The sequence below is a fragment of the Corynebacterium sp. MSK047 genome (genome assembly GCF_030232285.1).
Classification (GTDB): Bacteria; Actinomycetota; Actinomycetes; order Mycobacteriales; family Mycobacteriaceae; genus Corynebacterium; species Corynebacterium jeikeium_D.
The window spans coordinates 1-16,417 of record NZ_JASPJI010000022.1 but is presented as its reverse complement, the minus strand read 5'-3'; the positions used below and the strand labels follow the sequence as shown (position 1 = coordinate 16,417).

Below are 16,417 nucleotides of genomic sequence, written 5' to 3'. Positions count from 1 at the left end.
CTACGAGCGCGCCTCCACAAACTCCGCCACGCGCTCGACTGTCCGCAGACCGTAGAATTCGCGCACGCCAACCTCCACTCCCAGCTCTCCACGCAGCAGTGCGCAGAGCTTGATGACCGCCATGGAGTGCCCACCCATGTCAAAGTAATCAGCATCCACCGGCACGTCCTCGGGCTCAATATCTAGCGATTCGGCAAACAGCTCCGCCGTGATCTCCTCGGTTTCGTTCGCCGGTTCGCGGCCCTTCTCCGTGATCCTTTCTCCCTCACCCAGTGCAGCAAGGTCGGTCTTTCCATTCGACGTCACCGGCAACTCATCCACGATCGACCATCGATCCGGGATCATGTAGCTGGGCAGTTCCTCGCGCAATGCATTACGCACGCCAGTCAGGAAACTCTGCCGCTCCCCCTGGTCCGCATCGCGCAGTTGTGGGGCCACGAGGTGACAGGCCAGGAGTGTGGCGTCGGATATACGAACAGGAACGGTCACGCAGTGGAGGATGCGGGGATCAACGCCGCGGGACACGGCGGCCGAGACGTCGCCGGGATCCACGCGGTGACCACGAATTTTCACCTGATCGTCGCTGCGTCCGAGGTACTCGAACATGCCATCCGCACGCACGCGGACGATGTCTCCCGTGCGATACATCCGCTCACCCGGGGCGCCCCACGGGCAGGCGACCATGGAGCTGGCGGTGCGCGCCGCGAGCCCATGATACTCCTGCGCTAAGCCGCTGCCCGCGAGGTAGAGCTCACCCGGCGCTCCTGTAGGAACGGGGCGCAACCACGGGTCCAAAACGAACGCCGCCGTGCGATCCACCGGCATTCCGATCACGGGCGTGGCGCTCTCATCCGTGCCAGCACCCAGGGCGTTGATGGTGTACTCGGTGGGTCCATAGAGGTTGTATCCGCGCACGTCATCGGCCTTTCGCAAGGTCTCCCACACGCCGTGCGAGACAGCCTCGCCGCCCAAGAGCACCAGCCGCGGGCGATGCGCGCCGGATTCCAGCATCCCCTCCGCGAGCAGCTGCTCGGCAACGGTCGGGGTGACGTTGATGACATCCACCTGATGCGCGCGAATGGCCTCAACCATGGCCGCAGCATCGCGTCGCAAATCCTCGGAGAAGATCCGCACCTCGTGGCCTTCCACCAGCCAAAAGAGCTCTTCCCACGACATATCGAAGGCGAAGCTGATGGCATGCGCGATCCGCAACGTCCGCCCATCGGCAGCAGCTGGGGCGAAGATCTTGCGCCGGTGATTGTCCAGCATGTTGTGCAGCCCGCGATGCTTGATCACCACGCCCTTGGGCTTGCCGGTCGATCCGGAGGTGTACATCAGGTAGGCATCGTCCCCGGGCACCGCCGCAGGCGTGTGGGTGGTGGCGTGGGAATCGGCAGTGGTGACGTCGACGCAAGGAAGCGCACCGATCCGCTCCATGCGCTCCCGAGAACTCGAGTCCACCAGCGCGGCTGCGGGCTGGCTGTCCTCCACGAGGACCCGGAGCCGCCCATCGGGGTGCGTCAGATCAAGCGGCGCGTAGCGCACCCCTGCCCACAGGGCTCCCAGCAGAGCCACCACCGAATGCGCGGAGCGCTCCACCGCAATGGCGACAGTATCGCCGCTGGTCACGCCGCAATTCTTGATCTTTTCCGCAATGTCGGAACAGCGAGCAATCAGCTCACCGAACGTCCACTGCTGTGCGTCATCCGCTAGCGCGATGCGATCTGGGAAGCGCTGGGCGGTGTCCTTGAGCTCATCCGCAATGGTGCGGTCAATGCCTTCGGCCTTCTGCCAGGAAGCCATCTGCTCCGTCGTGCTTTGCGGGGAAGAATCCTCCGCTCGGGCTGGCGCCAACTGGGCCAGCTGAGCGAGCGGGACCTCTGGTGTGTCCACAAACGCGGTCAGGACTTCGGTCGCGGCCTTGAGCACGGAATGTGCGAGGGACTCGTCCACCACGTCGTGGCGGAATTCCAGCTTGATGCCCAGCTTCGGCCCCGGAGTGAATACCCAGGTCAGAGGGAAGTGCGTGGAATCTTCCGCGCGCTCCTCCACAACCCCGTGGCGTTCCCGAAGTTCCGCTGCTGCCTGCGGATCGAGGAAGTTCTGCACCACCACCATGGAATCGAACAGCGTGCCTACCCCCAGCTGCCGCTGGATGGCGCCGAGGTCCGCGGAATCGTGGTCCATATCCTCGATGCGCTGGCGATAAACATCCTGGACCAGTTCTTCTATGCTCTGGCCGGGCCGAGCTGTCACTCGCACTGGCACTGTGTTGAGCAGCACTCCCACCACATCAGACATGGCGGGGTCGCTCAAGGCATCGCGGCCACTGACAGACTGACCAAACACCACATCCGAATCCCCTGTGACAGCACCCAAGGCCACGGCCACGGCTGCGTTGACCACGGAGGTCAACGTCACGGCCTGCGCCCGGATCTTTTCCTGCAGTGCGCCGGTCAGCTGCTCGCTGACCTCGGCAAACACCTGGCGAGGCAACTCGCTACCAGCGTGCTCTGAAGAGATATCCGCGGCCTGCGGGGCAACGAGCGTGGGCTGAGACAACGTCTCTAGGCGATGTACCCAATAGTCGCTATCTGCCTGCTCTTTGCGAGTGTCAACGGACTCGAGCAGGGCGTCAGCAATAGAACAACCGCGAGGAACCAACTCTCCCGCACCCTGCGTGCGGGCCTGGCCGGACCTCAACGTCAGCCTCTCGAGGAAGGTTTGCAGCATCACTGCACGCGACCAACCATCGACCAGAACCAGGTGGTAGGTAAGAAGCAGCGTGTCGCCAGGCTGTCCGTCACTTCGGCCGGTGACGATGGTTGCCTTCGCCAGCGGCACGGATGCGAGATCGATGCCCGCGCTGCGATCAGCGTGCATGATCGCCTCGAGATCCCCTTCGGTGGTCTCGACGGGGAGGTCAATGCCCTGTCCACTCCACGGCAAGTTCTGCACGGGTTGGCCGGAAGCATCGGTGTGGAACTCCGCGCCCATGGCTGGATGCACGGTCACTGTGTCCCGGAAGGCTTCCACCACGGCCTCGGCATCCAGTCTCCGGTCAAACGTCAACGCAGTCTGTGCAACGTAGGCACCCGGTGCTGCCACCTGTGACTGGAACCAGATTCCGCGCTGCAGCACGCTCAGCGGAGCGCGGCGTCCTGAGGATTGCTCGCGGCTGACGTGCTCCTGCAACTCGCGAGCAACCTCGCCGATGGCGCTGCGCAAACGCTCGGCGGAAATCACCGCATTCACCACGGACAGCTCCATGCTTACGGCCCGCTCGCTAGACCACACATCGGCCTCCACCAGGTAATCCGTCCACTGGCAGGCGGCATCGCCCGGCGCGTGGAGGACAGCGCCAGTCTCTCCCCGTCCGAGGTAGTTGACCAGGATCTGTGCCCCATGGGCCAGGGTTCGCTGCCCTTGCGGGTGTGTGTATCGCAGTGCCTGATAAGTGCGGCGGTCCGGGGCTGTGCCGTCCTCGTGGAGCGCGCGCATTTCCGCTGCGGCACGTGCTGCATCCGCTGGATCAGCCAACGGGATTTCCACCGGCGCGATGGTGGTAAACCATCCGAGGGTTCGACCATAGGAATGATCAGCCGGACGTCCGTGGCCTTCTACGTCCACGGCCCAGCTCCGCGCGTCCGTGCCCATTGTTCGAGCCACCGCGACGGTCACCAGTCCTGCCACGAGGTCCTGAACGTCCACACCCATCACGTCGGGTGCAACGCTCTGCAGGACCTGCGCGGTCTGTCCGTCAATGTTCACTTCGAGCGTGCTCACATGATCCGTACTCCACTGGTTCGAGTCCTCGACGGGCCGTGGCAGCGTAGCCAGTTCACTCCAGTGCAGGGCATCCTGAGCTGCTGCGGTGTGAGCATCGTGCAGTTCTTGCAGGCAAAGATCCTTGTAGCTCGCCTGCCCGGAGAGAATCCTGCGCCCTGCGAGCGCATCGCGCAGATCGTCTTCCAGAATCATCCAACTGGCGCTATCGATCACCGCGTGATGAGCAACGGCCTTGACGTACCCATCCACACACCCGAGCACCACGCTACGACCAGCAGCAATATCGATGTGATCGATCAATGCATCCACGTCCAAAGCCCGCACAACCATAGGGCCGTCTCCCTCGGCACCAACAAAGTGCGCGAACGCAGAACTGGTGTCCACGCGCGTACGAAGCATCGGATGTGCCTGCGCTACCTGCTGCAGGGCCTGTTCCAAGTCCTCCACAGCGACTGGCCCCAGATCCAAGCGGCGCGCCTGCACAAAGCGGTCGCTCATGCCTCTTTCCATCTGCCTGCGCAGCATCGCCGGGATGGGGAAAGCCCCCGAGATCTCCTGGTGCCCGTCCTTGGGCAGGGCTTCTTCCTGGCTCTGCCTTGTTTCCTGGATTTTCTGCTGGGTGGCCTGCGGCGTGACCCGCTCGGCAATCTTGCGTGGCGTGCGGCCCAAGAAGAAGTCCCGCGGAGTCACGTTGAGATCAGCGCGCGCCAGCGCGTGAGTAACGCGGATGGCAAGAATACTGTCTCCACCTAAGCGGAAGAAGTCCGAGTCCGGCTCCACCTCGGCGCGGTCCAAGCGAAGTGCATCAGCAATTGCCTGCGAGATCGCCTCCACCAGATCCGAGGTGCCCGAAGCCTGCTGAGCAGCAGGAATCTCACCCAGAAGGTCCAGGATCGCGCGCTCATCCCGCTTGCCATTGATGGTCTGCGGCACCTGCGTACTCACCGCGAATAGCTGCGGAACCATGTAGGCAGGGAGCGCGTCTCGGGCCGCTGCGGCAGCTCGGGAGGTGATCGCCTTTGCGTCGGCACGAGAATCCGTAATCAACAACGCACCCGGCACCTGGCCTTCGGGCAGATCGACGACCACCACGGTGGCCTCCCGCACACCGCTGACCTTCTCCAGCGCGCTCTCGATCTCCCCCAGCTCCACGCGATAACCGCGCAGCTGCACCTGCCTATCGGCGCGGCCCACGTAATCCAGATGACCGTTGTTCAGCACCTTTGCCATGTCATTGCTGCAGTACATCCGCGCGCCGCCGCCAACGAAAGGATCGGCCACGAAGCGGGAGGCCGTGGTAGAAGCAAGCCCCCAATAACCCGCGGTGACCTGCGGCCCGGCAACGTACATCATGCCGGTCTCTCCAGGCTGCACCGGCTGTAATTGCGCGTCCAGAACATAGGTACGCAACCCGTCCATCGGGCGGCCGATCGGGCTGCGGGCCTCCCCTGCATTCTCGGAGCATTCGTGTGCTGTGACGTGCACTGTCGTCTCCGTGATGCCATACATGTTGATAAACCGAACATTCGGATGAGCACTGCAGTAGGCAGCCTCCGCGCGGGCCTCCAAGGCCTCGCCGCCGAAGATCACCGTGCGCACCGCAGAGTCCTGCCCGAGGTGCGGCTCCAACGCGGCAAAGGCGGTTGGGGTCTGGCTCAGCACCGTGATGGCTTCGGCACGCAACACCTCTGCGGCATCCTCGGGCGAGCGCATCAGCGCATACGGCATCACCACGGCACGCCCGCCGGAGCTCAGCGCTGCCCACATCTCCCACACCGAAAAGTCAAAGGCGAAGCTGTGGCTGATCGACCACACGTCCTCCTGCGAAAACTCCACGTGGCTGCGAGCATTGCCCAGCATCGCGGTCACGTTGGCGTGTGTGACGGCCACGCCCTTCGGCCGCCCTGTGGAGCCGGAGGTGTAGATCACGTAGGCGATGTCATTGGCACGGGCCACGCTTGCCGACCGGCCCGCAGGCGGCTTCGCTTCCCCGCTCATCGTCTGTTCACTGACCACGAGGACGGGACAATCTACCAGCTCAGAGACCATTTTTTCCGCGCTGGGAGACACCAGCACGGCATCGGGCTGGCAATCCTCCAGGATCAATTCCACCCGCGCTTGCGGGGACAACGGATCCACGGGAACGTAGGTGCCGGCGGACATCGTGGTCGCCAGAATGGCCGCAACCTGCCACGCATCGCGCTCCATGAGCAGGGCTACTCTCGGGGTGTGGATGGCAACCTTCCGGTCCAGCACAGCGCGTATACGCTGAGCGGCGTCGTCTAGTTCTTCGTAGGTCCAATGCTCCGCAGCACCGTCTTCTCCGATGCTGGTCAGGGCGGGCCGGTCGCGGGAGTGCTCGAAGCTGCGTCGCCACAAAGAAGGAAGCGTGTCCACACCAGATACCGCACCCAACGCCTCTGCAACCTCACCCACGGTCGCCACCGCACCGGATTCAGACAGCAAAGAATCCACACTCACCGCGAGCATCTGCGCGATCCTTTCGGCACGTACCTCGGTGATTCGCTGCGGATCGTAGATCAGGCGCAGTGGGTGCTCAGCGGAAGGGTTGACCACGACGGACAGGGGAAAGTGCGGCGCGCCATTGTTGCGCACGTCAGCAACCTGTAGTGGCGAGCCGGGGCAGCCCACGTCCTGTGGAGATAGCGGCACCTCCACCACCATCAACGTATCCAGCAGTTCGCTGGCGTTGGTTCCCAGGTCGCGGGCAATATCAGCCAGGCTGACGTGCTGCACATCGCGGACCTGATTGTTGTGATGGACCATGGCGTGCAGCATGCTGGTCACCGGCAGGGTGGGATCAGATTGCCCCGGCGCGACCACCGGGATGGTGTTGAGCTGCATGCCCACGGCATCGGCCACGCCAAGAACGGGAATGTCACGGCCGGAAACGGAAGTGGCAAACACCACGTCAGCCCCAGGTTCGCAGCCCACCAAGGTGCGAAGGACCAGCCCCCACGCCGCGTGCACCACATCCGGCAGGCCCACACCCGCTGCCCGAGCACGCTCAGACAAGCCAACAGTCCGCGGATCGTCTACCAGCAACTCCCGGCGCTCGAGCGAACTCGAAGGATTAGGGCACAGCACCGTGGGGCGTACCTCGCGCATTTCCTCGCGCCAGACGGACATATCGGCTTCCGCGTCTCTGCGCGCCACCCATCGCACGCTGCCGGCCATTCCGGCGTCCGGGTCGTAGCGCGGGATTCGGGCATCGTCATCCCGGTAGATCTCCAGGAGATCCCGCAGCATGATGGGCACGGACCATCCGTCGGCGATCAGGTGATGCACCGTCTGGATCACGGCGATGTCCTGGCCACACACCGCACCATCGACACTGGTCGGGAGCACAACGGTCCATCGCATGAGCGGCTCGGGCGCGGCATCACCGGGCGGCTGCAAGGAGATTCCCCGCGAGAGGTCATCAGCGGCAATCTCTTCCGTACGCTGCACGAGCCACCCGTCTAATCCAGGCCCAGCCAACTCGGCAGGCACCGTCACGTCCCGAAAGTCCACCCGCAAATGCTCGGCAATCCCCGGATCAATCACGGCAACCACATCGCCACCGTCAGTTTCCCAAGGGCGGGTGCTCAGTGCGGGGTGGCGTCGGATCAAATTACGCGCAGCGCGGGCGAATCGCTCCCGGTCAAACGGTTCGCTGCATTCCACCCGCAAGACCTGTTGCTCCACATACGAGCTGGCCGATTCCTCGAATAGCGAGTGGAAGTACATGCCGTGCTGCAGCGGGGTCAGCGGCAGCACGTCCTGCAGCTCCGCGGAGCTCTGCGCAGTGATTCGTGCCAGGTCCGCAGAGTTCACGGGTGCGGGGGCAACGTCGCCCACGGACAACACGCCGTGATCGGCAAGCGCTGCCACCTCGCGCAATGCCACATCCCAGTGCGCGACCAATTCGTCGATCCGTTCGGGGGAGATCCTGCCGCGCGCCCAGGAGATCGTGGTGCGCAGGACGTATCCCTCGCCGGTGTCTTCGGCGATCGCGTTGAACTCCAGCTCGCGGACCAACGGCTGGTCCGGGTCGCGTTGCTCGCCGAGTTGGCCGGTGGAACCCGCGGGAGCGAAATCTTGTGCTCCTGCGGATACGCGCCCCAAGTAGTTGAACAGCACCTGTGCCTGCGGAGGGGTCTTCGCGGACTGATGCAACCAGGTGTGGGCCTGGTAAGGAACGCCGTTGCCGGGGATGGCCGCGAGCTGGTCTTTCACTGCGTTGAGTGCCAGCGCTAGCGGGGCGATGCTGCCCTCGACCTCTGTGGAGGCCTCCTGCACTGCCGCCCGGGTGGGGTCGATCAGCATGGGATATAGGCAGGTGAACCAGCCCACCGTGCGTGAAAGGTCTGCTTCCCTGCCCTGTGGCCCGGGTACGAATCGGGTTTCGCGGCCGTGCCCCTCCATCTCCACCAGGGTCCATGTTTGTTTGTTTCGACGCCAACGCGCCAACGCCACGCTCAATGCCGTAAGCAATACGGAATTCGCCCCCGTGCGGAAAGCGTGGGGCACCGCACCCAGTAATTCGTCCGTGATCTGCACTGATGCCTCATGTACCACGCTGCGCTCCTCACGGACTGTGGGCGCTTTCTCGGGACTATCAGCAAGCGCTGGCACCTGCGGGTCCCGCAGAGGTTCATCTGCACTCGGCAATGGGGGCAGGGAACTATTGGCATCCTCCGCGAATTCGCCAGTATCAACGGCCTGTTGCAGCAGCTGCGTCCATCGGCGCAGGGACGTCCGCTCCGGCGCGAGCTGTTCCCCGCGATACGCCGCGGCGAGGTCCTCGCCGATAATGTTCCATGACACGCCATCGACCACCAGGTGATGCACCACAAGGCGCAATCTTCCGGGCACCAGCCCAGCCGCTACCACCACTCCGACTGCCGGATCCAGCAGTTCAGAAAGCGCAGCGATGTCCGTGGTGGGGTGGATCGCCACCGCTTCTTCGGCAGATTCCTCCGGGAGTTCCAGCCGCAAGGGATTCCGCTGCACACGGGCCCGCAGTGCAGGGTGCGCCTGCAGCACGTCAGCCACCATTCGCCCGGCCAGCTGCGCATCCACATCTTCTGGAACTGAAAACTCCACGGACTGAATGAAGCCGTCCACGTGATCAGTAATGGAATCGAACCAGCGCAGAATCGGCAGCGACTGCACCTCACCGGTTGGTTCATCGTCTGGATCCTGCACGAAGGTTCCGCGCTCTTCGGCGCACCGAGCCAGTTGCTGTGGAGTGCGCGCAGAGAAAATATCTCCCACACTCACCTCCACCCCGCGCCGTCCCAGAGCCGAGACCAGGGTGATGGCCCGCAGGCTATCGCCACCGATATCGAAGAAGTCCGTCTCCGCACCCACCGCGCTAACCCCCAATGCTTCAGCCATTGCCTCCGCGAGCAGAGCAACGGTTTCCCCGTCACGTTCAGCATCGGCCGGGGCATCAGTGAGCGAGCTCCAATCAGGTTCCGGCAGTGCCTTCCGATCCACTTTTCCGTTGGCCGTCCGCGGCAACTCATCCATGACGGTGATAATCGCGGGCACCATGTATTCGGGCAGTACCTCGGCACACCAACTACGGATCGCAGCACCCACGAGGCCCGCAGTCACCGTCACGTAGCCCAGCAGTCGCCCCTCCCGAGCAATCACGCTCGCCGCCTCCACATCTGGGTGTCCCACCAGCGCAGATTCCACGTCCTCCAACTCCAGACGCATGCCACGGATTTTCACCTGATTATCGGCCCGCCCCACGAATTCCAGCGAGCCGTCGTTGTGCCGGCGCACCAGGTCTCCCGTGCGGTACATCCGGGTTCCGTCCGACGCAAACACATCCGCAACAAAGCGGCTGGCCGTGAGTCCTGGGGCATTGATATACCCCTTGGCCAGCAGGAATCCGGCCACATAGAGTTCACCAATTTCTTGGTCTGGAACCACCCGCAGGTGCTCATCGAGCACATAGAGCCGACAGTTGGGATTGGCCACACCGATGCTCGTGTTGAGGCGATCCTCGTCGTCACGGTATATGACGTGGGAGACACCGATGGTAGCTTCCGCTGGCCCGTACCCGTGGTACAGCGGGATGGCCAGCTGCTGGCGAAAGCGACGGAACAGCGCCTGGGTGAGCATCTCTCCGCCACACCAGACATGCCGCAAGCTGTCTAATAGATTCGTGCCTTCGGCCTGTTTGAGCATGACGTCGAGAACACTCGAAACCAGATACGCAAACGTCACGCCCTCGCGATGGATGAGGCGGGCCAAGCGTTGGGGGTCTTGCTCCACGCCCGGCGCGGCCACCACCACGCGGCCCCCGCAAACCAGCGGCAGGAAGATCTCATTGATGGAGATATCAAAGGCCAGCGGTGCCTTGAACAGGGAGGCATCATCGCGGCCGAAGAACAGGATCTGATCGCGCTGCCAGAGCAAGCGCTCCACGATCGCACCGTGGCGGATCATTGCGCCCTTTGGGCGGCCGGTGCTGCCAGAGGTAAAGATGACGTACGCAACGCTGTCCGTGGACGGCGGGGTGAACAGCTCGCGGGTGGCATCGAGGTCGAATAGCGCGTCTTCGGTGAGCGCGCAGTTGTCCGGCGTGAGTACGAAGCTCAGGCTGGCATCGTGGGTGACGGATTCCCGGCGCGCCTGCGGCCACGAGGGGTCTAGCGGGACAAAACTGCCACCGGCGAGCAACGTGGCGACGATACCCACCACCATCTCCGCGCTGCGCGGCAGGGAGATTCCCACACTCTGACCAGCGTCAATACCGTGTTCCCGCAAATTTCGCGCTACAGCAGTTGCATGGGCGACGAGCTGCGCATAGGTCAGTCTGTGCCGGTCATCCACCACTGCGAGCGCATCCGGGGTCTCCTGCGCATGCTGCAGGAGCAGGCTAATCAGGTCCGGGCGATCGCGATCCTGATCCGTGTCATTCCATATGCGCTGCTGGGCGATCCGATCCTGTTCACTGCGGCCATGACCGATGACGGCGCCGCCATCTCGAGAAGCAAGCGTATCGCCAGAGGAAAACGGAGTGTGAGCAGACGATCGGGTGGGCACAAAGAGCCTTTCGGTTGATGGGGAAACAGGGAATCAGACGCGGATGGCGGACGTCGGGCTAGGTGTCAGCCAACCTCAAGCGGAGCACGGCTCGGGAAAATCAGCCTGCGATCAGGTGCGAAGAATCCCGATGTTGCTCGGAGCGGAGATCTTCATCCGCCGGCGCACGATGCGTGCGTTGCTGACCCGTGATGGCCTCCACCAGTTCCCCGGAGCGGGTCGCGATGTTGGAGAGCAACGTGGAACCGAGTCCATGCGTGGCCTCAGTTGCTCCCTGCACGAAGAGTCCTGGCACGCGCTCGCCATTGAGCACGGCGCCGTAATCCCTAGTGACGGTGAATTCTTCACTGCCGTGACTATCAGCGTGAATCCCCGCAAGACCGCGAGATCGGAAGCCCGTGGCGCACACCACCACGTCAAAGTTTTCTGTCACCACGTCTCCGGTTACTCGGTGGCGAATGTCCACGTCGACGCTGCCGTCGGAACAATTACGCGCACCGAGCACCTCCGTGGTCCGGCGAATATCGAGCCGCTGACGCCCGGTGACGCTTTCCCGATACTGACGGTCGTGGAGCTCATCGAGGAGCTCAGATTCCACGCAGGCGTAATTGGTGTACCGGTGGCGGATCAACAGCTCGTTGCGGATCGCATCGGGCGCATGGAAGAAGTCATCAACGGCCTCCGGGTCGAACACCCGATTGGCGAAGGGGCTGTCATCGGCGGGGATGAAGCCGTAGCTGTTCAAGCTGCCCGTGACGGTATCGATATGCGGGCAATCGTGGAAGTACCGGATGGCCTCGGCTGCGGACTGGCCCGCGCCGATCACCAAAGCTCGGCGGATATCCCACCCACTGTTCAGCAGCTTCTTGGTGCGCGGGAGCAAATCGATGTTGTGGAAGATGCGCGAGGTGTCCAAGGAGCTGTCCTCTGCCCACGCAGGCATCTTGGCTTCCAGCCCGCGGGCAACCACCACGTTGCGGCAGCGAATGGACTCCGACTGCTGAGCTCGCTGCCCTTCGGACTCACCGCTTCCTAACTTCCTGCGGACGTGCACCACAAAACGAGCTCCGTCTGCGGCCAGTTCCGGAAGCGTCTCGATGGACGTCACGGTGGTGTTGTACTGCGTGTCCACGGTGATGTGATCCGCGATCCATCGGAGGTAATCGGCGAATTCCACGCGTTCCGGGGTGAAGGTTTGGCGGTTAATGAAATCAATCAAGCGGTCGCTGTGATGCAAGTAGTTGATGAAGCTGAAGCGGCTCTGCGGATTGCGCACCGTAACCAGGTCTTTAAGGAAGCTGATCTGCATGTTGGATCCTTCGAGGAGCATGCCTGGGTGCCAGTTGAATTCCGGGCGGGCTTCCACAAAGAGTGCATCGAGTTCTGGAGCTTGCTCTTCGATAGCTACCGCGAGCCCGAGGTTTCCGGGGCCGATGCCGATCCCGACGATGTCGCGGACGGAATTTTCGTGGGTACTGCGCTCTGCGGATGTCTGAGCTTGACGATCGATGATGGTCACTATGGCCTCTCTGTAGGATGCGCCAACCAACTTCTTAGGGTAGGCAATGCAAAGGGTAGGCTAACCTATCTTCTATTGCTCAACAACCCCCTAGCGGGAATTGCTCACCCCGCGTCCGCAAACTCCCAGCTAGAGGCTTCACATCAACTACGTCCTCGGCTACCGACTGGAAGGCCCTCCCCACACACAGGACCACCGTGGTACGCCCGCGGCGAATATCTCTCACCGCACGCGCCACTTTCATGCCCGTCATTGAATCCACTGACGAGACCGGATCAACCATCACCAACATCTCCGGCTCAGCCAGTAGCGCTCGTGCCAATCCCAGCCGCTGCCGCTGACCACCGGAAAGATTGCGCGCACCTTCGGTCAGCTCGTGATCCAATACCCCGGCTGAATGAGCCGCCCCCGGCGCCAGTTCATCGAGCCCTAAGGCGTTAAGAATGTCTACTGCATCCTCCGCCCTGCCCTCTCCAGAGCTCCGCAGCACCGCCTGCCCCACTGTGTCCCCAAACAATGCCGGCTTCCGAGGCTCGGCAAGCACAGCGGAACGCACATCGTCTACCGAGATCTCGCAAATATCGCGCCCCCGGATCCACAGTTGTTGAGTTTGTGGCCTAGTCAGGGAGCCAAGCTCCATCGACTCCCCCGCGACCAACGCATCCACCAGAGCATCTGCCCATGCGGCTGAACAGTGCACCACCGTCAGTCGCCCCTCTGCGAACGCCACGGAAGCCTGCTCTGATCCCTCGACCTCGCCGTCTCCTTCGGCCTCACCGTCTCCACCGCGCATGGAAATGGCAGGCGTGCCAATCTGAGCAGATGGCACGCCCTGCCCCTCACGCAGCCGCTGAGCTTCCGCCACGCGCTGCAGCCTCCGAACGGAAGCCCTCGCCAATCCAATGAAGCGCGGCATTCTGCTGCACTGCCGCATCGGCTCCGCGATAAATTGTGACAGCGCCACCACGGTGACCAACTCCCCCAACGTCACATCGCCGGAAATGGTTCGATAGCCCGCGTACAGGCCCACCGCACTCAGCAACAGCACATTGCTGCCCATCGCCACGGCTTCATAACCTCCGCTGACCCACGCGAGCTTCCGAGCATCCGCACACGCCTCTTCAGATTTACGCGCATATCCACGGTAGGCCGGATGCGCGCCAGCCACTCCCGAGATCACCGGCAGCCCCTGCAGAATGTCGGTCATGCGCGCGGTCACTCGCGCGAGCAGAGTTTGTTGCCGCTCCGCGCGGCGTTCAATGATCTGAGACAGCCGGTGCAGGACTATCAACACCACCGCGCTGAGCACCAACACCACCACTCCCAGTGGCAGATCAATCAGCGCCAGAACAATCGTGCAGAAAATGGCTCCCACCAGCGCACTGATCCCCACCGGGACCACTTCGATGATGTCTACCGCCTGCACCACGTCTTCACCCACCACCGTGGGCAATTCCTGGCGAGGCAGACTGTCCGCATCGTCGGAATGCCCACCATGGCTCACCACCTGCGAGGTGATGCCTGCCCGCAATTCACATACGTTCCGAGCCGACGTAGCCTGCAGTATCCGGAACCCTGTCTGCCAGCTCACAGACACCGTCGCCAGCGTAGCGCCTAAGGCTGCGATTCCACCCACCAGGTGCCACACATTCTCGCTAGCGATAAGACTGTGCGCCAACCATCCCAGTAACACCGCAATCATGGCTTCTGCCACGTGGTAGATGCTCAGCAACAAGCCACTCAGAGCCATCGCGCGAGAATTTTTTCTGACCAGCCCGCGCAGCGTCACCACCTTGTTGTCAGACACGCGCCTGCCTCCCCTGCTCATTCCAGGCGGTCCACATATCGGCATATGTTCCGTTTCTTGCTGCCAGCTCCTCGTGCGTACCTGTTTCCACCACGCGCCCGCGCTCCATCACCACCACGCTATCGGCGGAGGTTGCTTGGCTGAGCCGGTGCGCAATCACCATCGCCGTCCGTCCGCGGATCGCCGCGCGGGCAGCGTCCTCCAAGGACATCGAAAAGGCCTCGTGTGATTGCTGTGTTTCCTCGAGGTCACCGTCATCTTCGGCCGTTGATTCGTCAAGAATGACGACGCCAGCCCGAGACAATGCCACCCTGGCCAGCGCCAGACGCTGTGCCGCCACCGCATCTACGTGCAGGCCCCCTTCGCCCAGCATTGTGTCTAAGCCCTGCTTGTCGCCATGGGACAAGGATGTGCACCAATCTTCCGCACCGGTTCGGCGCAGCGCATCCCATATTTCTGCGTCGCTGGCACCTTCGGCTGCCAGCAGGAGATTATCGCGCAAACTCATCGCGAAGACGTAGTTTTCCTGGGAGGCAACGCAAAAGATCGAGCTTCTTTCTTGCGCACTCATTCCCACCACGTCGCACCCCCCAACGGTGATCACACCCGGCTCTGCCATCTCGAGGGTTCCAGAGACAATTTCCGCAACCGTGGACTTGCCAGCTCCCGATCCGCCGACCACGCATACCGTGCACCCCGCAGGGATGTGGAACGCCAAGTCATGCAAGATCTCTGGGCCATCCTCGTACCGATAATTCAGGCCCTTGACCTCTACAGCTGGACTCTGCCGATGCGAGGAGTAGTCATCAATCGGCTGTGGCGTATCCGCACCCGCGGAGCGAATGAGTCCCACGATGCGCCCCAAGGCCGCCCCGCTGCGCTGCAGTTCATCAAAGGTGAACAGAATCGTGCCGATCGGCACGAACTGACGGTGGAACAGAATCAACGCTGCCGAGATCTCGCCCACCGTCACCGCATCTTCGCGGAAGAGCAACCAGCCTACGACAGACAGGGCTGACAACCCCATGAACTCCGCGAAGTTCTCCCGCGCCACCAGCCCGGAAAACACACGAAACGCAGCGATTGATTCGTCCCGCGAAGCCTGCGCGTAGCGCCTGGTGAGACCTTGGCGGCTATCCACCAGCCGATGCGAACGAACCGAACGAATGCCCTCCATAGAACCTTGCAAGGAACCGATGACACCGGCTTCTAATTCGCGTTGGCGTCGATACAAAGGGGCAGAACGAGGAAGATACCATCGCAACCCCAGCGCATAGAACGGAATCCCGCACAGCCCCGCCAACGCGAGGCGCCAATCCAACCCCGCTATTCCAGCGCTGGCCACCACGACCATCACCAGCGCGCTGAGGGTCGATGGAACCGACTTGCGGGCACTGCTCACCAGCGCGGCGACATCCGCACCAACTCGGCCCAGCACCTCTCCCCGGCCCAGGGACTCCACCGTGGTGGAAGGCAGATTCAGCACCGCGGCGACGGCGCGCTCACGCAACTTCGCAACTACCTGGGCAATCGTCACACCCGTCAGCGCCTCCGCAAGGCCAGCGACAACGGCAGTACCAACACACGCCACGGCAGCCCACACAATCACCTTCAGCACGCCAGACTTGCCGTCACCGGCGGCTACCGCATCGATGACGCTGGCCAGCAGATAAATGGGCACCAGAGAGAGCAAGGCACCGGCGAAAGTGAACAGCACCGCACTAATTGCTGGAGTTGCGGTGCGACGGAGCAGGCGGCCAATCTCCGCAGCGGACTCACCAGGCAAAGCAGTGGGAAGTACGGCACTCACTTAAGCGTGAGACTTTCCTGCCGGTTGCAAGGTGGTCCACTCGCGGTCGATGAACTCCATCGCCTCGTCCCGCGATACCCCGCCGTCTACGCCACGGGAAGGGTCTCCCAGAGCCACGGTCCATCCGTCTGGCACGGCGGCGAACGTAGGCCACAACGAGTACTGTCCCTCGTCGTTGATAAGGGCGAAGAAGCTGCCCTGTTCGTCATCAAACGGGTTGCTAGACAACACGCGCTCCTTGTCTCATGATGCGGAAATAACGGGTTTATGGGCTGCGTTGGCCAAAGTGGTGGCACAAGTGCAGCAAGCGTGAATTAACTTAGCATAACCTAATATGCAGCTTTTGAGGGTTAAGTAAAGAAAAGTGTGTCCGCATGCCACCATAACCCCAGACCACACACCACAAATCACCAAAGAATAGCTC

Annotated in this window: 5 protein-coding genes; all 5 read right to left on the bottom strand. The window is 62.6% G+C overall.

The window, feature by feature from the left end:
• Entirely contained in the window at positions 1–10,857 is a 10,857-nt protein-coding gene (locus QP981_RS09255) for a non-ribosomal peptide synthetase (RefSeq protein WP_011274123.1), read from the bottom strand.
• A gap of 100 nt (positions 10,858–10,957) precedes the next feature.
• Positions 10,958–12,376, bottom strand: coding sequence for a lysine N(6)-hydroxylase/L-ornithine N(5)-oxygenase family protein (locus tag QP981_RS09250; protein ID WP_011274124.1), 1,419 nt, complete (start codon positions 12,374–12,376; stop codon positions 10,958–10,960).
• 79 nt (positions 12,377–12,455) lie between these two features.
• On the bottom strand, positions 12,456–14,183 hold the full coding sequence (locus QP981_RS09245) for an ABC transporter transmembrane domain-containing protein (RefSeq protein WP_011274125.1): 1,728 nt from the start codon (positions 14,181–14,183) through the stop codon (positions 12,456–12,458).
• On the bottom strand, positions 14,176–15,993 hold the full coding sequence (locus QP981_RS09240; RefSeq protein ID WP_011274126.1) for an ABC transporter ATP-binding protein: 1,818 nt from the start codon (positions 15,991–15,993) through the stop codon (positions 14,176–14,178). The genes QP981_RS09245 and QP981_RS09240 overlap by 8 nt, the downstream gene beginning before the upstream one ends.
• Complete coding sequence (locus QP981_RS09235; protein ID WP_011274127.1) at positions 15,994–16,221, bottom strand: MbtH family protein; 228 nt, start codon at positions 16,219–16,221, stop codon at positions 15,994–15,996.
• Positions 16,222–16,417 lie beyond the last annotated feature (196 nt).